Genomic DNA, 25212 nt, shown 5'->3' with positions numbered 1-25212 from the left:
AACAAGATAGAATTTCTTTTGATACCTACTGTATAATATCTTAATTTTTGATGAGAATCATGCTTCTTAAGAGGAGAGGTGTTCATTTTCAGGAATCCTTATCTTTGCAGCGCTAATCAAACACAAGGCAGACACTATCATGAGCGATCAGAAGAATTACAAGCGGATCACCGTTACTTCAGCCCTTCCCTATGCGAACGGGCCTATCCATATCGGGCATTTGGCCGGTGTTTATGTACCTGCTGATATTTATGTCCGTTATATGCGCTCAATAGGTGCTGATGTAATCTTTATCGGGGGTAGTGATGAGCATGGAGTTCCTATTACGATCCGTGCACGTAAAGAAGGGCTCACCCCTCAGCAGGTGGTGGATAAATATCATGAAATCATTAAGAAGTCGTTTGAAGAATTTGGAATCGCTTTCGATGTTTATAGCAGAACTTCTGCACCCATCCATCATGAAACAGCATCTGCCTTTTTCCGTAAGCTTTATGATCAGCATGAGTTCATTGAACAGTTCAGTGAGCAGTATTACGATGTAGAATCGAAGCATTTCCTTGCTGACCGTTATATTACCGGGACTTGTCCGAGATGTGGCTTTGAACGGGCTTATGGCGACCAGTGCGAAAGTTGTGGATCTACCCTGAGTGCTACTGAATTAATCAACCCCAAATCGGCTTTGAGTGGCAATGTTCCTGTTATGAAAGAAACCAAACATTGGTTCCTGCCCCTCGACAGGTACGAAGGATGGTTAAAGGAATGGATACTGGAATCGCATAAAGAAGACTGGAAAACCAATGTTTACGGGCAATGCAAATCATGGCTCGATAGCGGACTTCAACCCCGTGCCGTAACCCGCGACCTGGATTGGGGTGTTAAAGTGCCGGTGGAAGGTTCGGAAGGGAAAGTGTTATACGTATGGTTTGATGCACCCATTGGTTATATATCTGCTACCAGGGAATGGTCGGAGAAAACAGGAAAAGACTGGGAACCCTACTGGAAGTCGCAGGACACCAAACTGGTCCATTTTATTGGAAAAGATAATATCGTTTTCCATTGTATCATTTTTCCCGCTATGCTGAAGGCTGAAGGAAGTTATATCCTCCCCGACAATGTGCCGGCCAATGAGTTCCTGAATCTTGAAGGCGATAAAATTTCCACTTCCCGCAACTGGGCAGTCTGGTTGCATGAATACCTGGTTGATTTCCCGGGGAAACAGGATGTATTGAGGTATGTGCTGGCAGCGAATGCTCCGGAAACAAAAGATAATGATTTCACATGGAAAGATTTCCAGACCCGCAACAATAGCGAGTTACTATCGATCCTTGGAAATTTTGTGAACCGCACACTGGTACTCACCCATAAGTATTTTGGCGGGAAAATCCCTCCAAGGGCAGCTTTATCTGATTACGATAAACAGGTTTTGGCAGATATTGCCATTTTCCCCGGCAAAATTGCTTCCAGCATTGAGAGTTACCGTTTCAGGGAGGCATTGAATGAACTGATGAACCTGGCACGTCTCGGGAATAAGTACCTGACTGATACTGAGCCCTGGAAAGTATTTGCCACAAATCCCGAACAGGTAGGTACTAACCTGAATATTTCACTACAGATTTGTGCCAATCTATCGGTTCTTGGTGAGCCCTTTCTGCCTTTTACTGCTACAAAGCTCCTGGGCATGCTGAACATTGGTCCGTTCAAATGGAATCAAGCCGGATCAGCCGATCTGCTCCCTGATGGCCACCAGTTAAACACGGCCTCTCTGCTTTTCGAAAGAATTGAGGATGATGTGATTGCAGCCCAGGTCCAGAAGTTACTCGATACAAAAGCAGCCAATGAGGCAGAAGCTACACCTATTAATCCATCGAAACCGGAGATCAGTTATGATGATTTTGGTAAAATTGACCTGAGAGTGGGGGTGATACTGGAAGCTGAGAAAGTGGCCAAAACACAAAAATTACTGAAGCTCACCATTGATACCGGCATCGATAAAAGAACCGTTGTTTCAGGGATTGCTGAACATTATAATCCGGAAGAGATCATCGGGCAAAAAGTAGTCTTGTTGCTTAACCTTGCTCCCCGCAACCTGAAAGGGATTGAATCCAAAGGGATGATCCTTATGGCTGAGAATAAAGAAGGGAAACTTTGCTTTGTTACTCCCACTGAGGCATTCGGACCGGGTTCTGAAATCAGGTAAGCAATACTCACAGATTGTATTAAAGGCGAAAAAGTTTACCCACCCCAGCCCTCCCTACAAGTAGGGAGGGAGTGGATTGTCTTATAAGGCACAATTTGCCTTAAGGTAATTCTGCCATTAAAAGAACCGGTTAAAGCCCCCTGTTTATAGGGGGTTGGGGGTACCTACCGGCAAACTCTCCCTTAGTAAGTTCTTTTTTGGCAATGCAATTATGCCACTAATTCCTATAGACTCAGAGAAATCAAGTAGTGCAAACTATTTATGTTTTCGGATGATGGTGACAGAGCATTATCACTTTGGTGTACGCACTGTAAATTCCTTTGTGCTTCCATCGGCGGCAGCAAGTGAATACACATGTTCTTTTACCTTTTCAGCCCACTGAACATGGGTATGTGATGTATCGAAAGTCTGCCAGGGAATGGGTTTCCCTATGGTAAACCGGATAGTACTGTTTCTTTTCCTGAAGAACTCACGGGGTAAAAGCATAAGTTCGATATTGAGCTTTATGCCAAAAAATCGTCTCACCAGGTTAATGCCATAGAATAATCTTGAATTACGGCCGTGGAAATAGAAAGGGACAATATCCCGTTCGCAGCTGATGGCCCGGGTGATAAAGCTCTTCTGCCAAGCCCGGTCCTGTATCTTACCGTGATAATGTCTTGAAACTTCTCCTGCAGGGAAATGAGTAATGGCAATGTCCGACTGGTACACCTTTTCAAGTTCCAGCACATACTGTTTTGAACTTAATCCATAAGGATTCACCAGGGCGATGTAGGGGCGGAGGTTAGGGATAAGCTCAAAAGCTTCATTCCCAATGGCTCTGAAATCACCATATTTCTCAATCACTGTCTTTGTAAGGGCTAAACCATCCAAAATCCCGAAGGGATGGTTTGCCATGAAAAAGCACTTGTTTTTGTCAGGAAGATTCTCAAGTCCGTCAACCACCAGGGTTAAATTGAGTTCTTTCATTACACTCCTGTGAAAATCTCCTCCCTGGCAGTCCTTGAATTTATCCAGCACATAGTTTAATTCATCCTGGCAAATGATTTTTGCAATCCAGTTAATAACAAAGCGGGGTAGTTTTTTGAGAAAAGCAGATTTACTTTCCTTAATAGATTTATGAACATCAATGTACTTCATGCATTGGGTGTTAATTCGATTTCAGAATATGAATAAAGTGCCTGTTTTGAATCGAAGATGCACCAGGGGTTGGCCGATAATTCATTAGGATTCAAAAACTCTGTGATTACTTACTAAATCCCTGCCTGTCAGGATTAAATCTTTCGAGGATGGAATCATCATTTATTTCCTTGGAAAGGCTGGTAATTACCTGCATAGGAACATTCATGAGGTCGAGGACCAATAATCCATCCAGTGCGTCATTGAAATCAGGATCCAGGTTAAATGAAACAATTTTACCATTTAAACCGAGGTATTTTTTCAATAGAACGGGCATTCCTGCGTCTTCAAAATCCACATCCCTGATATGTTTATCAAACTTACCTATGTCCCTTGATCCTTCCAGCAGGATTTCCACATCTACATCCCCTGTATTCATTCTGAAAGGATTCCTGGGTTTCACAAATTCCGCCATTTGATGATCAAAATAATGAAGCATGATATATTCGATCATCAGGCTTCTGGAGAAATCGGAAAAACGGTTACTGATGCTTACAGGGCCTAAGAGGTAGCGGTATTCAGGGAGTTTAAGCAGAAAATACAGTATGCCTTTCCAAAGGCAATACAAAGATAGGGGTTTACGCTGATACGAAGCAACGATGAATGATCGTCCAAGTTCGATGGCTGTCCCCATAACAGGCCGCAGTCCTTCGCTGATCCTGTAAAGGCTGTGAATATAAAATCCTTTTATCCCGTATTTGGCAAGGATTTCAGCCCCCATTCCAAGTCTGTAGGCTCCTACCAATTGAAGGGCTTCTGTATCCCAGATAAAAAGGTGCCTGTAATAAAGGTCATATTCATCCAGGTCGATTTTTTTATTTGTTCCCTCTCCAACCTGACGGAATGTTTCTTCGCGAAGTCTTCCAATTTCCAGAATGAGATTAGGGATTTCAATCGCAGGGCTACAATACACTTTAAACGGTGCAACTTCGAATAAAAGCCGGTCATGGGATAGTTTTTCAATCTCGGCATGTAGGATTTCCGAAGGGATTGCGGCTATGATCTCCTCTGCTATTGGGAGATGTTCGTCCACTTTGGTAAAGAATTTTTTCACTTCAAGAGAGGTTCCCAGGGCATAGGTTTTAGCGCGGAGGTACCTTCCGAAGCGCTCGATATCGGTAAATTCCTGCTGATCTTTAACAGGGATTGGGTTGCCGATACGTAGTTCGATGGAGGAATTTTTTTTATTGAGTAGTTCTGATGAGAGCTGGAATTTCTGAAGGGAAGGGTGGATCATTCCCAGCAACTGGAAAAAGAGGCTATTGCCCCCTTTAAAGTAGACCGGGACTACTGGCACACCCGAACTCCTGATAAATCTCAGTACCGGGTTACCCCATTTGGAATCGGTAATGTTATTGGAGTTTATATCGTAGCCGGACACTTTACCGGAAGGGAAAATTCCAACGCAACCACCCGATTGCAGGTAATGAGCTATGTTCAGAAGTTGTTCTGTTGTGGATCGGTGGCTCCCGATGGATGAAAATGCTGTACCCGGAAGGAAGTAAGGTTCGAGGCAATTGAATTTTTCCAGTACAGGGTTGGAGAAAATCCGAAAATCCTGCCTGATTCCTGAGATAATGCGAAGTAAAACCAGGTCATCAAGTCCGCCAAAAGGATGATTGGCTACTACGATAAAAGGCCCGGTTTTGGGGATTCGGTTCAGGTCGTCGGGACTGATTTCCAGGGTAATTTCAAGCTTGCGGAACAATTGGTCAATGAAAGTAGTCCCTTGTCCGCCGCAACCGGTTGACATGAGATCCTCAAGACGGTTCAGGCGCATAAGTTTGAGAAGGGGTTTGGTCAGACGGATATTCTGACTAAACAGCAATCCATTCCGGAGGAGCCTTAGTGGATCGTTACCATTCATTTGATTTCGGCCATAGGATTGACAAACATAGTGAAAAATTAAAGTAATCTCATTATCTTTGCACCGCTTTTTGGATCGGGCGGGTCCCCGGGCTCACGACCAGATTGCCCTACGTTCCGTCAAATGACGGACACAATATATATTCAGTAACCTGAAAAGGTTACTTTTTGCCCTGTAGTTCAATGGATATCCCGTAAAGCGACGGGACTAAACTTTAAACCAGGGGTAAATTACAATGGAGGCCCTGTAGTTCAATGGATAGAACGGAAGTTTCCTAAACTTTAAATCCAGGTTCGATTCCTGGTGGGGCTACAAAGCAGCGCGAGAGTGCTGCTTTTACCCATCACACCCCGCTAAATAGGCCCCCAGTGCTGCTTTTTTTATTTCCCCAATCACACACCCTGTAGTTCAATGCTAAACTTTAAATCCAGGTTCCCCGACTGTATTCACAGTCGGGCAGGGATTTCACTGGTGATGTCGAAGGTAGTCTCATGCCTATTAGTAAGGATTCTAGAAATAAATTTGATGGTTTTTAGGATATAGTCATTTTATACAATCGATAGCGTCTTTGCGCATCCTTCGCGTCATTGCGGTGAAATAATCTGCTGTGAACCTATATGGGAAAACAGTTACCCACTGGGTCTTCGAATGAATGCTCATTTTGTGGCTGGCGCAGCCTGGGAGAAACTGATTACAATCACGCCTCAGTCACACTTTTGCAAGAATACTCAGGTCTAAATTGCCAATTCATCAAATTTGTGAAAATAGGTGCACACATTGGAAATGGGCACCTTCATAATTTGAAAGCAATCATTATCTTTAAATATCATTCATCACTATATTTGTTTGATAATCCTAATTTCCAGGCTATGAAATCATTTTTTCTTATCATCGCATTATTTCTATTTCTTTTTGGTTCAGCACAAAATCAGGGGAACATATGGTATTTCGGTACCCATGCCGGACTTGATTTTAACACAGGCTCACCTGTTTATCTTGAGGATGGTATGCTGGATACTTTTGAAGGGACAGCTTCAATGTGTAACAGTAGTGGTGAATTGCTGTTTTACACGGATGGTGTAATGGTGTACGATGCGGATCACAACATCATGAATAACGGATTTGGACTGATGGGCAACTCTCATACTACACAATCGGCACTTATAATTCCCTTTCCTGGTACCAATGCACAATACCTGATTTTTACACTGGATTATGCTTACAGCAATGGCACTTTTTCATATTCAATTGTAGATATGACCCAGAACAATGGTTTAGGTGCAGTCACTGCGAAAAATGTATTTATTCAGGAGGGTTGTACGGAGAAAATGTCTGCAGTTTTTCATGAAAATCAACAGGATATCTGGGTCATTATTCATGAAAGAGACAACAATATTTTCAAAAGCTACCTGATCACCTCAGCAGGATTTGTTAACAATCCGGTGGTTAGTGCCACAGGGCCTGCAATCACCGGGCCCCAGGGCAGTTTAAAGGCTTCACCTGATGGTAGCTTGCTGGCTATGGCTACCTACCATCAAAAGCGAGCTGAAATCTATCATTTTGATAAGGCTACGGGAATGGTCTCTTACAACCAGGGTTTTTCTTATCCGGATGCAACTTATGGAGTGGAATTCTCGGGCGATAATTCAAAACTTTATGTCAATGTATCCTATGATATTAAGCAGATCTACCAGATTGACCTCTCGGTTTACACGAACATCTTAATTGCTACTCCTGTTATGGCTCCCGGTGCTATGCAACTGGGCCCGGACGGGAAGATATATGTTGCCCTTTACGACAGGCCTAATACAGGAAGTTCTAATTTAGGAGTGATTAATTCTCCTGAATTATCAGGAACCGCATGTAATTATGCAGATGCAGCCATTTCCCTTGGGAGCGGCTTATCGAAAGTAGGATTGCCTACTTTACTGCATTATGCGCAAAATCTTGTGAATGCATATTTCTTTGCCGATGCAGGCTGTTCAAATGAGGCCGTATATTTCACTGATTTATCAAGCACAGCTTCGGGTTACATCCAGCAATGGATCTGGAACTTTGGTGATGGTTCAGCAGTTGATACCATTAATTTCCCTAATAATCCCAATGTTCAGCATTTGTTTTCCTATCCCGGGACTTACAATGTTTCACTCACAGCCATTAACAACCAGGGATATCTCAACACAAGAACCCAGGTTGTTGCCACCACACCAGTTCCTGAGGCAAATTTTGTTTATTCCGCTAACTGTGCAAACCAGGCAGTGGTTTTCGGCGACCTTTCATCACCTAATGGAGGAGGTGATATCGTTGGCTGGAACTGGAATTTCGGTGATCCGGCATCAGGTGTGAATAATACCTCTTTGCTTTCTGATCCTATACATATTTACAGCGTTGTAGGCACTTTTAATGTCAGCCTCATCGTAACCAGTCTTTCAGGTTGTACAGATACCATTGTCAAGCAGGTAATCAGTAATGTTTTGTCGCTTGATTTTACCTATTCAACCGCTTGCATGAGGGAAATAATTCACTTCAGCCCGGATACCATGGTGATGAATCCCGGATCCATTGCTACCTGGTATTGGGATTTCGGGGATGGAAGCACCTCTACTCTTCCGAAACCTGATCATATGTATAACCAATCAGGATTGTATACTGTATCGCTTTCAGTGACCGATACCCTGGGTTGCTTCAATACGGTGACGCACCTTGTTTCTGTGGGTTCTGTTCCAGCAGCATTATTTACGTTCACCACCACCTTCTGTACCTATTCACCGGTTCAATTCACTGATCTTACAAATCATGGAAACGGGATGACAAGTTCGTGGTTATGGGATTTCGGGGATGGTCAAATATCTTTGGAACAGAATCCGACCCATATTTATGAAAATGAAGGGAATTATCTGGTTTGCCTTACTGTTCAAAATGAATGTGGAGAGGATACCTATTGTGACAGGATTGATGTATTCAAGCCATTGGTCAGCAGTTTTACCTATAATTATCAGGGAAATTTTGCGGTTCAATTTGAGAATCTTGCTTTATCTGCTGAAAGTGTTTTATGGGATTTTGGTGATGGTCAGACTTCAAATCAAATTAATCCTGTCCACATTTATTCCGAAGCCGGGAATTACTTGGTTTGCCTTACCGTGTCAAATGCATGCAATACGGCATCTTCCTGCGAATACGTGTATATTCAGCTTTATTCGGGAATCCAGGATCCTATTTCAGAAAGCGGAATAATGTTATTCCCCAATCCAGCACATAATGAAGTATTTATAGAAGCCAGCAATTACAAGGTGTACAAAGTGGAAATATTTACCAGCCAGGGCATTCATACAGATACTTTTATTCCCGGTCATTTTCAAACTACTTACCGTATTTCTTTAAAGGGAAAAACTTCAGGAAATTACACTTTACGTTTGTTAACCGATAAAGGTTCCATTACCCGGAGCCTGATTATTCAGTAATAAGCCTGGTCTTTAAACTCGGTTCCTATAGCTGGAATTCCCTTTATTTCTTCTGCCTAAATTCTGGCAAAAGGTTTTCTCAAAAAGAAGGCTGCTTTATTTGTATGAATTCACTGACTTTTCTATTCATTTCAGCTTTATACATAACCTGTAATCCCTGACCGAAGGCTGGGGAGTTCACACTTTTTGTGCTAATTCCCAGGCTTAACCCTTGACTTTATTCTTTCTCCATCCAAAGCAGGGGAAAGCAAGCAGTAGGCGTTATGTTTAAAGGATCAGGCAAACAAGAATTGGCTCATCCAAACATAGAGTTTTTATAAAACAACTTAAGGTTCCATCCAATAAGACTGATCAAAAAGGGAGTTTTATTTGTTTAACTTTATCTTTTGTAGGATTCAGTGCGTTTGAATGAAAGGGAATGAAATCTTTAGTATTTATAATCCAATTTAATCAACCATGAAAAGTCTCTGTTTTTCCATCATATTAATACTATTTATCTCCACACTTTTAAATGCCCAACGTACTATTACAAGGCAACGCCTGATCAGTCCGCAGTTGTTGCAGCAGAAAGTGGCCTTTAAGGTAAGCAATGATCTAACAGAGGTTAAGGACACTTCGGCTAGGGTGGAACGAGTCAGCAGTTTCAGGCTTAAGGAAGGGGAGGAAAAGGCGGTGGCTCAAACCGGGCAAGCTATCAGCCGTGTTGATCAATCAGTGCTTCAGGGCATGATCAACACAACAGGCAATGAAAGGGTCTTCATGGTTCCTGAACTGTATTATGCCAAGGAATCAGTAACGGGTTTGCAGATTGCTTACAGGATTCTGTTTATTGATGCAGCTCCGCTGAAGTATGATTTTGCAAGGAAACTTTTTGAGGGGAGTATCCGGTTTATCCCCTTAGAAGTGAACAATGAAGGAACCTCCCAACCCAGCCAGAAGAAACTGTCAAATCCGGAAGAAATACTGGTTTCATATGGTACCATTTCCAAACCATTGCAAATTCAATCCATAAACTGGCCACCCCTGGATATAAGTGTTCAGTCTGTTGAAGCCTTGGATTCAGTGGAAGTGAAGATACTTACTGTGAGCAATCCGCTGGGATATCCAAAGAAACTAGGTGTAGAACCTGCTATTGTATTGAGTTCTGCGCGTACCCGGATACAGGGCATGGGCATTCAGACCATCCCGGTTCATATTTCTCTGAAGGGTGTTTCCGGGAATAAGGCCATTCCTTTGGGGATTGAAACCTCTCTCGGCAGCCTTGATTCTTCAAGGATTGTAGTGGTTGGTGATCAGCCAACAATTGTGAACTTGCGGTCGGAAAGTATTGGAAATATTGAGATTAAGGCGGTCAATCAGAAATACAGAAGTAATGTCCTTGAGCTGAAAGCAGTGTTTCCATGGCTTTTCCTTTTGCTTGCCTTGCTGGGAGGATTGATTGGTGCCCTGGGTAAAAATCTGCTGGGAAAGAAAAAGGTGCGTTTTCGTCCGCTGGCTATGGGCAGCATTTTGGGATTAATTGCTGCTGTTGCTTACTGGGGACTGGGGATTGTGCTGATTGGCTTTTCTATTGAAACCCGCGGATTCAATGAGGCAATGGTGATGGGGCTTGGCCTGCTGGCCGGTTATTTCGGGATTTCCGGAGGCAAAACGTCTGGTGGTTAGTTCACCGAACCGAAGAGGTTTAAGCCACGAATTCACGAATGTATTACGAATCTCATTCGTTCTTTTATTCGCGCATTCGTGGCAACATTAAAAATGGAAGGTTTTAAGCCACGAATTCACGAATGTATCACGAATCTCATTCGTTCTTTTATTCGTGCATTCGTGGCAACATTAAAATGAAATGGGAAGGTTTTTAGCCACGAATTCACGAATGTATTACGAATCTCATTCGTTCTTTTATTCGCGCATTCGTGGCAACATTAAAGAAATGGGAAGGTTTTTTAGCCACGAATTCACGAATGTATTACGAATCTCATTCGTTCTTTTATTCGCGCATTCGTGGCAACATTACTTGAAATGGGAAGGTTTTTAGCCACTAATGCACATATGTAGAACGAATTTTATTCCTACATTTATTCGTGTATTCGTTGCATTTTTTTATTCTGGTTTTGAAGGTATTATTTATTTAATATATTAATTATGAGCGATATAGTATTAAAAGACGAAAGCTATTCCATTATTGGTATTTGTATGGATGTGCACAATCAATTAGGGGCCGGATTCCTGGAAATCGTTTATAAGGATGCCCTTGAGTATGAATTCAAAAAAGCAAATATTCCATTTGAGCGAGAGAAAGAGTATGTTGTGAATTACAAGGATATTATTTTGCCTCATCGATTTTATGCTGATTTTGTTGTTTACGATGGGATTATCCTGGAGGTAAAAGGAGTCTCTTCTATTCCGGAGGGATTTATTGCACAGTGCATCAATTACCTGAAAGTCTCACAGAATAAACTAGCCCTGCTGGTTAATTTTGGAGAACTTAGACTGAACTACAAAAGGATACTTTTAGGTTGATTCCAATCTTAATGGGAGAGAGGTTTTTAGCCACGAATTCACGAATGTATTACGAATCTCATTCGTTCTTTTATTCGCGCATTCGTGGCAACATTAAAGGAAGGTTTTAAGCCACGAATTCACGAATGTATTACGAATCTCCTTCCCCAAAGAAACGAAACCCATATCAGAAGGAAGCGAAAATTGTATTTCATTTAAAAGGTTATGTTTAATCCCTTACACACCTTACTGAATTTCCTAAATCTTTGGATGTTATTTGAAGATGGCTGATTTTGGATGAATAATTATTAAGAACAATAGAATTGGTCCTATCAAATCCAAATACGACACTTATCTTGGAAGACCGAAAAGAGGAAGCGTTAAGAGAAAAAGTGCCATCAAAATTCCTTTTACGCACCCAGGGCAGTAAATCCGCTGGTATTTGTAGCTCCGGTGTTAGGACATCCAGTGTAGGGTGCCTGTTTCTTTCATTTGGCCACCAACATCAGTACCGAGTTCGCATCATCAGTTGAGCATAGCATAGTTGGATCCAGGAAAGTTTGCATCTGGCACAATTCATTTAAGGAAGGGATATGCCAGCCTTCCGGGCAAATACCCTGCCGGCCGCTAGGATTCGCACTGCTTGATGAAGTGTAATTCATCATCTCATCCCATTGGTATAGTCCACCATATATTGAGCAGTTCGATTCGAGATCATTCATGCAATACTTCTGTATCACTCCATTATTGGTTTGATTATCAGAGCCATTGATTCGCGTACCAATGTTCAAATTTTCAGCCAACCAGCATTGAGAGTCAATGAGCACCGTGTTATACTCCTTCCCATCCCTCGAATCAATGATCGGTTGTCCACAGGTCCAGAGGCACCAGATTGTAGTCTGGGAAATCGGGGTTACGGATGAATAACCGCATGAAGAGTAAGCCCACACATAACGGTTATAGGTAGTTGCACAGGAAAGCCCGGTTTCTGTCTTTTGGAGAAGTAATCCCATATCAGTAGCAGAGGCGTAGTCATTAACTGTATTCCATTTGTAACCGATTGCTCCTGAAACAGCCAGCCATTTCCACGTGATAGTACTGGTCGAAAATGTATGTGAACCTTCAACCGGTGCTGCTGGTATATTCGTCATGGGAGTAGCCTGGGTGAGGGCGACGGCTATTGATGAACCGCAACTGCTATAGGCCCATACATAACGGGTATAGGGGGAATTGCAAACCAGACCACCTTCTGTTTTTGAGGTTGCACTTCCCATATCCTGGGCGGTAGCATAATTGTTTGACGTATTCCATTTATATCCGGCAGCTCCGGCTACCGGGTTCCAGTTCCAGATAATAGAAGTCGGTGTAGCAGAATGAGTAGCAGTTACAGGAGCAAGTGGTAGTTTAATTGTGGACTGACTGATTGGGGTTACCACAGAATTCCCACAATTGCTATAAGCCCAGATATACCTGGTAAAACTGTTGTTACAGGCTAATCCGGTTTCAGTTTTTGTTGCTGATGTGCCCATATCCTGGGCGGTAGCAAAGTTATTCACGGTATTCCATTTATACCCTGCGGCTCCTGTAACCGGATTCCAGTTCCAGGTGATTTCAGTTGTGTTAGCCACATGGGTTCCGGCTGAAGGAGAAGTGGGTGCTGTGGTTGTTGAAATGTTTCAGGAGATAGCATTGGAATTCCCACAGCTGTTATAAGCCCATACATAGCGCTTATACACAGTATTACAGTTAAGTCCGGTTTCAGTTTTCGTGAGATTATTCCCTACATCAACTGCAGTTGCATAGTTGTTAGAGGTGTTCCATTTGTATCCGGTTGCTCCCTGGGAGGCTGTCCAGTTCCATGTGATCTGGTGTGGATATGCTAAAGAGACTCCAGCACCAGGTAAGGCAGGGGTTACCGCAGTTGATTGGGATAAATGACGGGAGGGAGGTTCCGCAAGCATCATAGGCCCAAAGGTAACGGGTTTCCGATGTATTGCAATTCAGGAATGATTCAATATAAAAACTATTGGTGTCGAGAAAGATAGCAGTCAAAAGGTTATTCCAGGTATTGAACCTGTAACCCATTGCACCCGGCACTGGCTCCCAGTTCCAGGTAATCTGGCTGGAACCGGCAATATGTGCCTCTGAGTTGGGGAGCGGGAGGCAAGCAAGAACTTGTCATCAGATTCCATTTTCCACCCATGAACATGGCAAGTGATCCGTCACCTGTGGGACCGCAATTGGTACAGAAAACAAACAGCCCTTCAGCCGGCGACTGAATATCCTGTATCTGGCTGTATGTCATCCGTGGAGGAAGGATTCCCTTGCTATTGGATTTTACATCCAGCATGGCTGAATTGTGAGGGTTTGAGCCATCAGTGTTAATTCCTATCTGGGCAAATGAATGCATTTCAATCAGACAGAATAACAGAATCAGTGATAAAGTCTTTAGTTTTGAATTCATATAGAATGACTGTGTAATACAAGTTTGTAAAGCAAAAAGAGTGATGTCTTTTAAAGTCAATGAATAACTCAGTTTTAATCTCTTACACATCGAACGGACATAACATCTGACTTATAGTGGTAATACCGTCCTACCTGGGCTGCGTCATTTCGGAGTTCATGGCTGGCTGCGGCTATGTCACCTGTAGTGACTACCTCACTTGTGGTCCAGAATAGTGTAAAAGTATGTACACCAGTCCAGTTACCATTCGATCCAAGAGTTCCTGCTGGAAGAGCACTGAAACCACTTGCATTGGTGGCGCCTGTATTTGGTGAATCCCATTGTGAAGTTCCGGTAGTTTTCATTTGTCCACCAGCATCTGTACCGGTCATAATTATAACTGGCGCAACTCACAGTGGGGTCAAGAAACGTCTCCATTTCACAGTATTCAGCATCGCTTGGGATATGCCATCCTTCAGGGCATAATCCTTGTCGTCCACTAGGATTGGTAGAACTAGCAACCGTATAATTCATCATTTCGTCCCATTGATAATGTGCCCCATAAGTGCTACATGCTGATTCATTATTACCGATGCAGTATTTTTCAGGCAAGGAGTTATTGGTCTGATTGACGGTAGTATTGATCTTTGTTCCATAATTCAGATTTTGAGCCATCCAGCATTTTGAATTGATGGAAACGGTTGCGTATCGCTTATTATCACGTGCATCAGTAATAGAATCGCCGCAGGTCCATAAACACCAAACAGTTGCCTGGGTCAGGGTTACCGGAACCGATACCCCACAGGAAGTATAGGCCCATACATACCTGTTATAGGTGGTTCCGCAAAAGAGTCCTGTTTCAGCCTTTGTGGTTGCCGTTCCCATATTTGTAGCAGTAGAATAATCATTGGATGTGCTCCATTTATATCCTGCTGCTCCACTTACTGCATTCCATTTCCAGGTAATTGAAGTAGCTGTAAATGAATGTGTCCCGGCATTTGGTGTTGCAGGGATATTACTCATGGATGTCGATTGAACCAGGGTAGTTTCAATTGAATTTCCACATGAATTATATGCCCAGATATAGCGGGTGTAAGGAGTATTGCAGGTAAGAGCAGTCTCAGTTTTACTCGTTACTGTTCCCATGTTCGTAGCAGTGGCATAATTATTTGTGGTGTTCCATTTATATCCGGTGGCACCGGTTACTGTATTCCAGTTCCAGACAATAGAAGTGGTTGTAGGTACATGTGTTCCTGCAGTTGCTGAAGGAGGTGCAGCAACAGTAGAAAATGTCATTGTTGTAACTGTCGAATTTCCACAAGTGCCATAAGCCCAGATATACCGTGTTTGTGCAGTGTTGCATGGGAGTCCGGTTTCGGTTTTTGATGTAACCAGGCCAAGATCAGTTGCAGTGGTGTAATCATTAACAGTATTGATCTTATAGCCAAGGGCAGAAGTTACAGGGTTCCAATTCCAGGTTATTTGCGAAGAGGTTGAAGTGTGGGTCGCTGCAAAAGGTGCAAGCGGCAGCTGAGAGGTGGTCTGTGCAAGGGTGGTTGGACTGGAGTATCCACAACTGTTATATGCCCACACATATCGGGTATAGAGCGTCTGGCAGGTGAGACCGGTTTCGGTTTTGGAAATTGCCGTCCCCATATCTGTTGCATTGGCATAAACATTCGTAGTACCCCATTTGTAACCGATAGCCCCGGGAACTGCATTCCAGTTCCATACTACCTGGTTAGGACTGGTAACATTAGAGTGCCGAAACCGGTGATGAAGCCACCATTGTTGTTTGATTCAGGATCACTGGCTCTGACTGTCCACATGCGTTGTATGCCCATACATATCTGTCATATGCTGTATTGCAGGCAAGTCCGGTTTCCATTTTCATGGTGGTGGTGCCCATGTCGGTTGCATTCGAATAATTGTTCCAGGTGTTCCATTTATAACCGGTTGCTCCCGGTACTGTACTCCACACCCATAGAACCTGGTAGGAAGTTACTCCATGCAACCCTGCAATAGGATGAATCGGGGTTAAGCAGTTAACATTTAGAGTGTTCCAAATACCACTCGAATAGATAACCAGGGTTCCAGTGGAACTGGGCCCACAATCGGTGCAAAAGGCCATCAAGCCTTCCGCCGGACTGCTGATGGCAACCAATTCATTGTAAGTCATTCGTGGGAGTAAAACACCCTTCCCTGTCGATTTCACATCCAGCATTGCTGAATTGTGGGGTAGGGAACCATCAGTGTTAATACCTACCTGGGCAAAACCTGTGATGCCCAGGATTAAAAAAGTCAGGAGAGAGTAAATCCGAGTTCTCATTAGAGGGATATTTCATTAATAAAATATGGTCAATCAAAGTCAACATGTCTGGATTACTGGCATCCTGCTTCATCAAATATTCCATTGCAATTATCATCAAGCGAGTTACCACAGATTTCTGGTGCATTAGGATGAACATAAGGATGGGAATCATTGCAATCACCATTAGTTGAAACTCCTGTCTGTGCAACCCTGGTAAAAATAGTTGTTTGTTCCATAACCATCGTTATCATTATCCAAGTACCAAATGGGAGCTCCAACGACAAGATAATCTATAAAGCCGTCGCAATTGTTGTCGAAGCCGTCGCACACCTCAGTCGCTCCCGGATATACCACCAGGTTGCTATCATCACAGTCGGCATTATTTGAAACATAGCCAGCCGGTCCATCACAGACATTCTGACTTATTGCCGGATTCCCAAAACCGTCGTTATCAGCATCCAGGTACCAGATGGTCGGATTGGTAATATATCCATCACAATTCTCATCGATACCGTTACCACAGATTTCTGGCGCATCAGGATGAATCGCCGGATTGGAACATATCCCCTTGCATGGTAAACCGGTTGCATCCCGTCACGAAACTGAAGGCCATATCCGTCACCATCGCATCTGCCAGGGTAGAGCATATTATCATCTGTCAGCCCATCGCAGTTATTGCGATATTGCCAGATTGTTGGGTTGGGAATGAACTGCCTTATCATCCATCAGTCAGTTGCACTTACACATATCCGGGGGCCATTGCAAACAGCCGACATTGCCGGATTTCCAAACCATCGTGTGGCACCTGGATACAGATGGTAGGATTGGGGACATTGTCATTACAATCATTCCCATTGCAATCATTGTAACATCGCAATCCTCAGGATTACCGGGACTTATTAAGGAAAACAGGATTCCCACATAGAAGACGCCTGAATTGTGTTATCATTCACTCCGTAGCCATCATTATCGGCATCGAAATACCAGGTAAGCAGAACCACATCCTCATCAACCTGTCCATTGCAGTTATTATCTATCCCATCGCAAATTTCTGTGGCACCAGGATATACAGCGGGATTGAATTCATCACAATCACCGGCATTGGCAACGTAACCCCATTGGGCATAGCAAAGGGTCAACGGTTGATTTGCATCACCATATCCATCACCGTCATAATCCCAATAAGAGGTACTTCCGTTAGAGGCCACTCCTTCGTCAATCACTCCGTTGCAGTTATCATCAGTTCCATTGCAGGTTTCCTGAGTATTAGGGTTCATGTTTGGATTATTGTCGTCACAATCCATGGAATTGCTCGCATAACCGGCTGGAGGGGTGCAACCAGCAGCTTCTGTTGTCACCGCAATATCTCCAAATCCATCGTTATCAGCATCAGCATAAAACGTAGTGAGTGTTGTTACATCTTCATCTACCTGGCCATCACAATCATTATCTATTCCATCACATATTTCTGTTGCTCCAGGGTTAATGGCAGGATTTTCGGTATTACAATCATTAAAACTGAATGAATAATTCGGGGGCAGGGCCTGTCCACAGTTCCATGGCATCGGATTGTTAATATCTCCATAACCGTCAGAATCACCGTCGAAGAAAGCAAATGTTGGACTTTCATCAATATCTCCATTACAGTTATTATCCTTGCCATCACAGGCTTCATAGGGATTCATCGGATTTGTCAATGGATCGGTATCGTCGCAGTCCATTGAATTTGTAACATATCCTGCAGGAAAAGGCATACAGGACTGAATTGAATTACCGGGATCTCCGAACATATCCTGGTCAAGGTCAATGAACAGCGTAACCTTCTCATCGATAATTCCATCGCAATCATTATCGATGCTGTCACAGAGCTCAGCAGCACCCGGAAAAACAAGAGGATTGTTGTCATCGCAATCATCCTGACTAAACATCGCATAACCCGGGGGAGCAATACATCCCTGGGCAGGAGTTCCGGTTGGATCGCCATGCCCGTCACCATCTCTGTCGGGGTAATAAGTTCTCACGACTCCACCACCTGAAAAAGGATCATTGTCGTCATTGTCGCAGTCATTCAGAACATATCCTGTAGGTTGAACCGGGCTGTAAATTAATGTGATCGGATCCCCAAAAGTGTCACCATCACGATCAAGGTGATAATATTTAAAAGAAGCTGGCTGCCAATCGCTTCCATTCCAAACAAGCATATCCCCTGCCTGGGTTCCCTCTGGCAGGGCCTTTCCAAGTTTTATCCAGCCGGAGCCGGTATAATAATCAAAAGATAAGGTAGTGGTGTTGTAAATGAGCAGCCCTGTGGCAGGAGAGGCAACCATATCACGTTGGGATGTTGTCAGTCTTGGAATCAGCATCCCTTTCGATGTGGATTTTATATCCAGCATTGCAGAAGGATCAGGCAGGGTGCCATCATTATTAACTGCAATTTGTGAAAAAGATAAGGAGCAGGTGAGCAGAAAGAGGAGTAGTAGAGTAAGGCCTTTCATAAAGCTATTTTTCACAGATTCTGACAGTAGTGCCTGAAAAACAACACTATGGCTTGAAAAAAGCTGCCGGAATACCAGTAGATTTGTAACTAAAAAAAATTGAATTTGGGTTTTATAATACAAATATAGGAAACTACATATGAAATAACATAAATATAAGTTCGATTTCAGGAAGTCGGACACATTCATTACATCAAACGCCGGTTTTACTTTTCAGCAAAATGAAGAAATCCGGTGTATTTTCAGACATTAATTGCATTTTTGCAGGCAAGCATCTGAAACTATTTTGTATGAAAAAAATCGGGACTGCTTTATTGTCTTATGGAATGAGCGGGAGAGTATTTCATGCTCCTTTTCTGTCGGTTCATGGCGGATTTAACCTTATTGGTGCATGGGAGAGGAACCATAAAGGAATAGAAGCGGATCATCCCGGGGTTAAATCCTATGAATCCCTGGAGGAAGTCGTGGCTGATGAAAATATTGAACTGGTGGTTGTCAACACCCCAACTTACACCCATTTCGAATATGCTTCAAAAGTTCTGAAGGCCGGAAAACATATCATTGTTGAGAAAGCCTTTACGACCACTACTGTTGAAGCGATAACTTTGGCGAAGTTGGCAGAAGAAAAAGGATTAAAAATCGGGGTGTACCAGAATCGCCGTTGGGATAGTGAATTACTAACAGCCTTAGATGTATTGAACTCAAAGGTTCTTGGTGATATTATTGAAGCTGAAATCAGGTTTGAACGATATCGGCCGGAGGTCAGCCCTAAGAAACATAAAGAAGAACCCAATGCAGGTGCCGGTTTGCTGATGGATTTAGGCCCTCATGCCATTGATCAGGCAATCTCCCTTTTCGGCATGCCAGAAGCTGTTTTTGCAGACTTGAGAATCACTCGCAAGCAATCGCTGGTAGATGATTATTTCGATATCCTTTTATATTACGCTGATAAGAGAGTCCGGTTGAAGTCGGGATTTTTTGTAAAAGAACCTGCATATTCGCATGTACTTCATGGCACACTGGGCTCATTTCTGAAACCCAGGGCTGATGTGCAGGAGGAGATGCTTTTAAAAGGTTTTAAACCAGAAGGTTCCGAATGGGGGAAAGAGGCTGATGGAGGCAAAGGACTGATTCATTACACAAAGAATGGGGAAACCATCAGGGATTATATTCCTTCAAGACAGGGGAATTATATGACTTTTTATGAGGGTGTGTTCGGGGCATTACGCCATGATCAACCCATGCCGGTTACCGCGATTGATGGTTATAAGGTAATGGTCGTGATCGAAGCTGCTTTGAAAAGCAATCGTGAGAAAAAAGCTATTTCCTTCTGACTGACAGTTTAAGTTTTGTGAAATCATTGTTAGTGTCGGGATTTTTTTTGACACAAAACCTCGAAGTCACGTAGATTTCACAAAGGGATAATTGCACTGTTCGTGATTAGAGTCAGGGAACAAACCATAAATTATCCACCCATAAGTACTTATTAATTTAGCGTTTAGTGTTTAATATTTATTATTTTTTCATCATAATGTATTCTGAATATCCACCTACTTATCATCTGACGAACGAAGAATCATTTGTGTCTATTTGTGTTTCATTTGTGAAATTTGTGTGCTTTTTTTTATTTGGAATACTTTTTTTCCAGTAGAAAGTAAATCCAGTCAGCCCGTAAGCGAACACAAAAACCACAAATGATCCACAAAAACCACAAAGGATAAATACTTATTTAATCAGCATTTAGAGTTTTCTATCACATTTCATTCTTTTCGTATTGGTCTTCATTATGGAATTTCCATTGAATTGCATCTTATGAATGCAATTTAATCTTCTGAATTATGAAAACCCTGCTCCTTCCATTGCTATTCCTGCTTTTTCCATTGATTTCACAAAGTGAACCTCCTGAGAAGGAAATTGTAGCCGGTAATAATCAGTTTTCTTTTGATCTGTTTCATCAGCTGAGAAATCAATCTTCTTCCAATCTTTTTTATTCACCTTTCAGCATCTCAACAGCATTAGCCATGACCTACGCCGGGGCTTCATCGCGCACTGCAGAGCAAATGCGAAAGACACTTTATTTTGGTGAAGGTGCAGACTTTCATAATAACTACAAGAAGCTGCTCCATCAATTGATTTCAGAAAAAGACACTGAATTTAAATTAAGAACGGCCAATGGACTATGGGCACAAGCGGATTATCCCTTTCATAAAAGTTATCTCGACCTTGTTTCATCAGCGTATAATCCTGAAATAAAGAATGTGGATTTCTCGAAGGAAGTTGAAAGAGAAAATGCCAGGCTCAACATTAATCATTGGGTGGAAGAGAAGACAGAAGATAAAATCAAGAACCTGTTGAATCCTGATGATTTATCGCCGGATACAAAACTGGTACTGGTGAATGCCATCTATTTCTATGGTGCATGGAACCATCCATTTATGAAACATTTGTCGGATGAAAAAAACTTTTACCTGTCGGGAAAGGAGAAGGTTACTTTTCCCTTTATGAATGACTTGTCTGGCTATAATTATTATGAAGACACAGAATTGAAAGCGCTGGAAATTCCATATGAGGGGAGCCGGGCATCATTGATCATTTTTCTTCCGCGGGAAAAAGAAGGCATAAAAAGGTTGGAGGAAAAATTCAATTATCAATATTTCAATTCTGTGACCACTGCTATGATGAATCAGGAAGTAAGTGTTTCCATTCCTAAATTCAAAATGGAAACGAAATTCAACCTGGAAGAAAAATTGTCTTCCATGGGAATGCCCGATGCTTTCACACCATTTGTTTCCGATTTTTCTGCCATGTCGCCGGCTGCTGATCTATATATCAGTAAGGTGATCCATCAGGCATTTATAAAACTTGATGAAGCGGGAACAGAGGCTGCTGCTGCAACAGCGGTTATTATGGTAAAGGAAACAAGTGCCAAGCCCATTGAAATTGCAAAGGAATTCAGGGCAGATCACCCCTTTCTTTTTGTTATCAGGGATAATAAAAATGGAAGTATCCTTTTTATGGGAAAAATGATGAATCCCATTAGAGCGTGAATGTTGGATATCCTTGTAAGAGCTCCCTATGAGAAGCTGTTGGCTTGAAGCGGTATCATTGCAGCGTCAGAAATACCTTAACATCCGAATTCTTAGGAGTCACAAAATGAAATAGCACAGAATTAAAAAGCCTGCCGAATATAGCAGGCTTTTCATTTTTGATGGCAAAGAAGTTCTATTTTTTTCCTATTCGGAATAATAGATTATTATTTTGTTCCTTCAGCAGGAGGGGTAACTCCTTCAACCTTTGGTTCAGCAGGCTTTGCAGCATCTTTTACCTTTTTAGTTGGAGTTGTTTTTTTAACAATTTTCTTAACTGTTTTTTTTTCGGGTTTTGGAGCAGGGGCAGTAACGTTTTGGGTCACAGGCTTCGAAGGTGTTGCACCCACAGAGGCTTTAACACTTACTACTTTTTTAACCACCGGTTTCTTGATGGGCTTTGCTTTAACCACCGGTTCAGTAACCTTCACAGTTTTTGGAGCGGTCTTTTTTCTCTCTTTTTTAACTGGAGCCACAGGTGCAACAACTACCGGAGATTCAACAGCAGCGACTGCAACTTTTGGTTTGCGGCCTCTTTTACCAGGCACTTTTGGTGTCTTTGGTTCATCAACAACAGGTTTCACTGCTATTGATTGTGTCAGACTTTTGGGTTTACGGCCACGTTTTTTTGGCACTTTTACCTCAATTGCTTTATTCTTTTGCTCTTTTTTTCTTTCTTTTTTTACTGGTTTCTCATCAGATAATTCTTTTGAGATTTTGGTGTAGAACCTAATTTTTTTAGAATTTCCCTGATTTGTTCAACATAATTTTGAGCACTGGCAAGCTCTTCGCGGTATTGTTCTTTCAGGAGTTCTAATTCTTTTTCTGAAAATTTAATGGCCTTCATACCTGTTTTTTAATTTATTTATGACTGCTAAATTAAAGTTTTTTTAAAGATAAGGAAATATTCTGATAATTGTATACACTTGATTTATAATTATCTATCGGTGTTTTCGTTGAAACTTTATAATGGAAATAATTGAAACCCTTATCTGACAAAGGACTGGAATCATTAAAAAATTAATTTGGAAAAATTATTAATTGAATTTTTTTTTGAAACACTGCAATTATTTTTAATTCTTTTCTAAGATATACCTTTATAAGCAGATGTATTTCTTTCGCATACTATTTCATCTATAGAATTAAAGGAATTCCAAATAAAATGCCAGGAATTTCTTGTTTACCGTTGTTGAATTATTTTGCGATCCGCCGGCTGGCGGAGAATACCAGTGCGCCCCGGTATAACTCAATCTGCAAGAATCTTGCTTTGAACCAATGGCTCCCCTTTGGGGCTAATTCATTGCGATTGAGTATAATTGCTAACGGTTCTCCAGCTTTTCCAGTCTCGATTTCATTTCTGCCAGTTCAATTTTTTGTTGTTCAATAAACTTTTGTTGTGATAGATTTGCTGCATTCAATTCCTGAACAGCCTTCACCAATGGTACTACAAAATCCGAATATCTTAATGCATATAAATCCTTTTCATTTTTAGGTGCGTCAACACCTGAAAAATCATATCCAAGAGTCTGGGCTGCTTTTTCCACTTCCTGGGCAACAAATCCCGAAGTAATTCCACTCATGACTTCGCCTTTATAGGATGCATCCTGTCCCAGATAAGCATTGATGGCGTTACGATTCAGTTGGTAGGTAACCGGGCGAAGCTGTGTAATGAATGATAGTCCGGGCACATTTTCACTCAGGTTTTCCTTGAAGCGGCCATCGGAGATATTGCTCCAGTTTACATAGCCGCCGATGGAATTGACGAAAATATTCCCAATGCGAACCTGATCAGTTGCTGTAGCACGGGCATCAATTCCCAAGGTTGTGGTATTGCTTAGGTTTGCTGAATTGGGGCCCGTATTATAGCCGATTGCTGTATTATAGGAACCGGTAGTATTGTTAACCAGAGAGTTCGATCCAAGGGCAGTATTCTGAAAACCGGTGGTTGTAACCCAGGCAGAATGGTACCCGAGTCCGGTATTATGATCTGAAGTGCTGTTCAACAGGGCTTCTCGTCCCCAGGCTGAATTGTAATTGCCGGTAAAGTTGTAATACATAGCCGCATGGCCACCCACGGTGTTGTCATTTCCCCAGGCACTTGATCCCAGGGCGTTCACTCCAATGGCAATGCTGTAGTTACCGGTATTATTGCCTCCAAGGGCATTTACTCCCATCGCAGTATTTTCACTTCCGGAAGAACTGGAAGCCAAAGCCCCTGTTCCAACTGCTGTATTATTGTTGCCATTTGTATTTAACGACATGGCGCCATTCCCTATGGCAGTATTTGAATAACCAAATGTATTATCATGCATAGCCATCATCCCGATAGCGGTGTTGTGGTGGCCTGATGTGTTGGAATACAAGCTCCTCGCCCCGAATGCTGCATTGCTATACCCTGTGGTATTGTAGTACATCGACAGCATTCCTGCCGCAGCATTGCTGTATCCGGTTGTGTTGGTAAGAAGTGACTGATAACCAATGGCGGTATTTTCGTCGCCACTGCTCGTCCAAAACATGGATTGATAGCCAACGGCAACATTGTAGGCAGAAGAATTGCTTGTGTAGATTGACTGAAAGCCAATTGCTGTATTGTTTGAACCTGTTGCATTGTTATACAGGGAATAACTACCAAATGCAGTATTCTGATTTCCAGATACATTAAAAAGCATGGATGAATTTCCCACAGCTGTGTTGTCATTTCCCAGGGTATTGGAGGAAAGTGAATTCAATCCGAGACCAGTATTATTAAGTCCTGAAGTATTATCGTATAAAGCATTGAAGCCAAATGCGCTATTGCCATAGCCATTAGTATTGTAACGAAGTGAGAAATTTCCCAGTGCCGAATTATGATGTCCTGAAGAATTTGTAAACAAAGCCATCAATCCAACACCCACATTGTCATCGCCAACGGTATTGGAATACATCGCCCAATGGCCAATTCCGGTATTATAGTTACCGTTGGTATTTGATTTTAACGATTGAAATCCAAATGCCGAATTCTGGTTACCCACGGTATTGGTCGAAAGTGTCTGATAGCCGAATGCTGCATTTTCAATGCCTGTTGTTGTGATGTTCATCGACTGATAGCCCAGGGAGGTATTGGAGACAGGGTCAATTTTACCGGCAACCTGGTTATTCACCTTAAATGTGAGAGGCACGTTATCGGTGGTCCCGATAAAGTTGGATGCTGCAGCAGTCCCGCTGTTACCAGCCAGTCCCCATCCGGAGCCCGTTCCTACAATCTGCCATGCAGGGCTTGCAGATGTTCCTGCATTGTAATAAAACCCGGGTGTATTATCCGTCTGATAAACCATTAAACCGTTAGCCGGACTCACAATGGCATTCCGCTGTGCGAATGTTATCCGGGGTATCAGTATCCCTTTATCACTGCTTTTTACATCCAGCATGGCTGAATTATCAGGAGCAGAGCCATCAGTGTTAACTGAAACCTGCGCCTGCAGGCTGATTCCAAGAAGAAGGGCAGCAATAATAAAGAGATTTTTCATTGGCGTTTTTTATATGGGATTTGGAAGTTTGGTGACTCTGGCCAGGTTCATTTTCTGACCAGTTTAAGAAAAAAGAAGGAGGTTCATTTCCTTCTTCTTCTCCCTATTGCTCTGATGGTTAATCTAACAGATATATAGATCTTTGGTTTGTATTGATATTATAAT

20 protein-coding genes, 1 tRNA gene and 1 pseudogene are annotated in these 25212 nt (G+C 42.4%); 7 read left to right on the top strand and 15 right to left on the bottom strand.

Features of this window, described 5'->3' with window-relative positions:
- Nucleotides 1–139 precede the first annotated feature (139 nt).
- Complete coding sequence (gene metG, locus IPH84_19190) at nucleotides 140–2197, top strand: methionine--tRNA ligase (protein ID MBK7175288.1); 2058 nt, start codon at nucleotides 140–142, stop codon at nucleotides 2195–2197.
- A gap of 291 nt (nucleotides 2198–2488) precedes the next feature.
- Here the strand turns inward: metG and IPH84_19185 are convergent, their stop codons facing one another.
- Nucleotides 2489–3337: a glycerol acyltransferase gene (locus tag IPH84_19185; GenBank protein ID MBK7175287.1), complete on the bottom strand. Its 849-nt coding sequence runs from the start codon at nucleotides 3335–3337 to the stop codon at nucleotides 2489–2491.
- A 106-nt stretch (nucleotides 3338–3443) separates the two neighbouring features.
- Nucleotides 3444–5243: a lysophospholipid acyltransferase family protein gene (locus IPH84_19180; protein ID MBK7175286.1), complete on the bottom strand. Its 1800-nt coding sequence runs from the start codon at nucleotides 5241–5243 to the stop codon at nucleotides 3444–3446.
- A gap of 240 nt (nucleotides 5244–5483) precedes the next feature.
- Here IPH84_19180 and IPH84_19175 point away from each other — a divergent pair.
- The 4 genes from IPH84_19175 to IPH84_19160 all read left to right on the top strand — a co-directional run bounded on the left by IPH84_19175 (nucleotide 5484) and on the right by IPH84_19160 (nucleotide 11227).
- Nucleotides 5484–5555: transfer RNA gene (locus IPH84_19175), tRNA-Arg, on the top strand.
- Nucleotides 5556–6112: 557 nt separating this feature from the next.
- Nucleotides 6113–8704, top strand: coding sequence for a PKD domain-containing protein (locus IPH84_19170; GenBank protein ID MBK7175285.1), 2592 nt, complete (start codon nucleotides 6113–6115; stop codon nucleotides 8702–8704).
- Between the two features lie 456 nt (nucleotides 8705–9160).
- Entirely contained in the window at nucleotides 9161–10369 is a 1209-nt protein-coding gene (locus IPH84_19165; GenBank protein MBK7175284.1) for a hypothetical protein, read from the top strand.
- Nucleotides 10370–10849: 480 nt separating this feature from the next.
- A complete protein-coding gene (locus tag IPH84_19160; protein MBK7175283.1) occupies nucleotides 10850–11227 on the top strand; it encodes a GxxExxY protein in 378 nt (125 codons plus the stop codon).
- Nucleotides 11228–11694: 467 nt separating this feature from the next.
- Here the strand turns inward: IPH84_19160 and IPH84_19155 are convergent, their stop codons facing one another.
- The 10 genes and pseudogenes from IPH84_19155 to IPH84_19110 all read right to left on the bottom strand — a co-directional run bounded on the left by IPH84_19155 (nucleotide 11695) and on the right by IPH84_19110 (nucleotide 18455).
- Nucleotides 11695–12834, bottom strand: coding sequence for a hypothetical protein (locus IPH84_19155; protein MBK7175282.1), 1140 nt, complete (start codon nucleotides 12832–12834; stop codon nucleotides 11695–11697).
- 48 nt (nucleotides 12835–12882) lie between these two features.
- A complete protein-coding gene (locus IPH84_19150) occupies nucleotides 12883–13170 on the bottom strand; it encodes a hypothetical protein (protein MBK7175281.1) in 288 nt (95 codons plus the stop codon).
- Between the two features lie 92 nt (nucleotides 13171–13262).
- The gene (locus IPH84_19145; protein ID MBK7175280.1) at nucleotides 13263–13670 is read right to left on the bottom strand and encodes a hypothetical protein; all 408 of its coding nucleotides are present in this window, start codon (nucleotides 13668–13670) and stop codon (nucleotides 13263–13265) included.
- Nucleotides 13671–13744: 74 nt separating this feature from the next.
- The gene (locus tag IPH84_19140) at nucleotides 13745–14014 is read right to left on the bottom strand and encodes a hypothetical protein (protein ID MBK7175279.1); all 270 of its coding nucleotides are present in this window, start codon (nucleotides 14012–14014) and stop codon (nucleotides 13745–13747) included.
- Nucleotides 13911–15305 (bottom strand): hypothetical protein, encoded by a 1395-nt coding sequence (locus IPH84_19135; GenBank protein ID MBK7175278.1) that lies wholly within the window; start codon nucleotides 15303–15305, stop codon nucleotides 13911–13913. Before IPH84_19135 ends, IPH84_19140 begins: the two co-directional genes overlap by 104 nt.
- Before the next feature lie 100 nt (nucleotides 15306–15405).
- Nucleotides 15406–15978: a hypothetical protein gene (locus IPH84_19130; GenBank protein MBK7175277.1), complete on the bottom strand. Its 573-nt coding sequence runs from the start codon at nucleotides 15976–15978 to the stop codon at nucleotides 15406–15408.
- Between the two features lie 53 nt (nucleotides 15979–16031).
- Complete coding sequence (locus tag IPH84_19125; GenBank protein MBK7175276.1) at nucleotides 16032–16211, bottom strand: putative metal-binding motif-containing protein; 180 nt, start codon at nucleotides 16209–16211, stop codon at nucleotides 16032–16034.
- A complete protein-coding gene (locus IPH84_19120) occupies nucleotides 16144–16314 on the bottom strand; it encodes a putative metal-binding motif-containing protein (GenBank protein MBK7175275.1) in 171 nt (56 codons plus the stop codon). Before IPH84_19120 ends, IPH84_19125 begins: the two co-directional genes overlap by 68 nt.
- A gap of 135 nt (nucleotides 16315–16449) precedes the next feature.
- Nucleotides 16450–16524 (bottom strand): annotated as a pseudogene (locus IPH84_19115) (putative metal-binding motif-containing protein).
- A gap of 335 nt (nucleotides 16525–16859) precedes the next feature.
- Nucleotides 16860–18455, bottom strand: a complete 1596-nt coding sequence (locus tag IPH84_19110) for a putative metal-binding motif-containing protein (protein ID MBK7175274.1) — start codon at nucleotides 18453–18455, stop codon at nucleotides 16860–16862.
- A 290-nt stretch (nucleotides 18456–18745) separates the two neighbouring features.
- On the opposite strand from IPH84_19110, the gene IPH84_19105 reads away from it, so the two are divergent.
- Together IPH84_19105 and IPH84_19100 are read left to right on the top strand one after the other, a co-directional pair.
- Complete coding sequence (locus IPH84_19105; protein MBK7175273.1) at nucleotides 18746–19789, top strand: Gfo/Idh/MocA family oxidoreductase; 1044 nt, start codon at nucleotides 18746–18748, stop codon at nucleotides 19787–19789.
- 504 nt (nucleotides 19790–20293) lie between these two features.
- Nucleotides 20294–21502 (top strand): serpin family protein, encoded by a 1209-nt coding sequence (locus IPH84_19100; protein MBK7175272.1) that lies wholly within the window; start codon nucleotides 20294–20296, stop codon nucleotides 21500–21502.
- 206 nt (nucleotides 21503–21708) lie between these two features.
- On the opposite strand, the gene IPH84_19095 is transcribed toward IPH84_19100, so the two are convergent.
- The 3 genes from IPH84_19095 to IPH84_19085 form a co-directional block, all read right to left on the bottom strand.
- Nucleotides 21709–22176 carry a hypothetical protein gene (locus IPH84_19095; GenBank protein MBK7175271.1) on the bottom strand — a complete coding sequence of 156 codons (468 nt, stop codon included), beginning with the start codon at nucleotides 22174–22176 and terminating at the stop codon, nucleotides 21709–21711.
- Nucleotides 22177–22223: 47 nt separating this feature from the next.
- Complete coding sequence (locus tag IPH84_19090) at nucleotides 22224–22388, bottom strand: hypothetical protein (protein ID MBK7175270.1); 165 nt, start codon at nucleotides 22386–22388, stop codon at nucleotides 22224–22226.
- Between the two features lie 472 nt (nucleotides 22389–22860).
- Entirely contained in the window at nucleotides 22861–25047 is a 2187-nt protein-coding gene (locus IPH84_19085) for a tail fiber domain-containing protein (GenBank protein ID MBK7175269.1), read from the bottom strand.
- Nucleotides 25048–25212: the final 165 nt, after the last annotated feature.

The sequence above is a fragment of the Bacteroidales bacterium genome (assembly GCA_016707785.1).
Lineage (GTDB): Bacteria > Bacteroidota > Bacteroidia > Bacteroidales > UBA4417 > UBA4417.
This window is presented reverse-complemented; position numbering and strand designations above follow the sequence as displayed.

Coding starts and splice junctions, on each gene's coding strand:
- IPH84_19140 (MBK7175279.1), bottom strand. CDS start 14,014: ATGAAAACTACCGGAACTTCACAATGGGATTCACCAAATACAGGCGCC.
- IPH84_19180 (MBK7175286.1), bottom strand. CDS start 5,243: ATGAATGGTAACGATCCACTAAGGCTCCTCCGGAATGGATTGCTGTTT.
- IPH84_19150 (MBK7175281.1), bottom strand. CDS start 13,170: ATGATGCTTGCGGAACCTCCCTCCCGTCATTTATCCCAATCAACTGCG.
- IPH84_19160 (MBK7175283.1), top strand. CDS start 10,850: ATGAGCGATATAGTATTAAAAGACGAAAGCTATTCCATTATTGGTATT.
- IPH84_19185 (MBK7175287.1), bottom strand. CDS start 3,337: ATGAAGTACATTGATGTTCATAAATCTATTAAGGAAAGTAAATCTGCT.
- IPH84_19170 (MBK7175285.1), top strand. CDS start 6,113: ATGAAATCATTTTTTCTTATCATCGCATTATTTCTATTTCTTTTTGGT.
- IPH84_19100 (MBK7175272.1), top strand. CDS start 20,294: ATGAAAACCCTGCTCCTTCCATTGCTATTCCTGCTTTTTCCATTGATT.
- IPH84_19130 (MBK7175277.1), bottom strand. CDS start 15,978: ATGAGAACTCGGATTTACTCTCTCCTGACTTTTTTAATCCTGGGCATC.
- IPH84_19135 (MBK7175278.1), bottom strand. CDS start 15,305: ATGGGGACGGCAATTTCCAAAACCGAAACCGGTCTCACCTGCCAGACG.
- metG (MBK7175288.1), top strand. CDS start 140: ATGAGCGATCAGAAGAATTACAAGCGGATCACCGTTACTTCAGCCCTT.
- IPH84_19125 (MBK7175276.1), bottom strand. CDS start 16,211: ATGATAACGATGGTTATGGAACAAACAACTATTTTTACCAGGGTTGCA.
- IPH84_19090 (MBK7175270.1), bottom strand. CDS start 22,388: ATGAAGGCCATTAAATTTTCAGAAAAAGAATTAGAACTCCTGAAAGAA.
- IPH84_19110 (MBK7175274.1), bottom strand. CDS start 18,455: ATGAAAGGCCTTACTCTACTACTCCTCTTTCTGCTCACCTGCTCCTTA.
- IPH84_19085 (MBK7175269.1), bottom strand. CDS start 25,047: ATGAAAAATCTCTTTATTATTGCTGCCCTTCTTCTTGGAATCAGCCTG.
- IPH84_19165 (MBK7175284.1), top strand. CDS start 9,161: ATGAAAAGTCTCTGTTTTTCCATCATATTAATACTATTTATCTCCACA.
- IPH84_19145 (MBK7175280.1), bottom strand. CDS start 13,670: ATGAATTCAAAACTAAAGACTTTATCACTGATTCTGTTATTCTGTCTG.
- IPH84_19105 (MBK7175273.1), top strand. CDS start 18,746: ATGAAAAAAATCGGGACTGCTTTATTGTCTTATGGAATGAGCGGGAGA.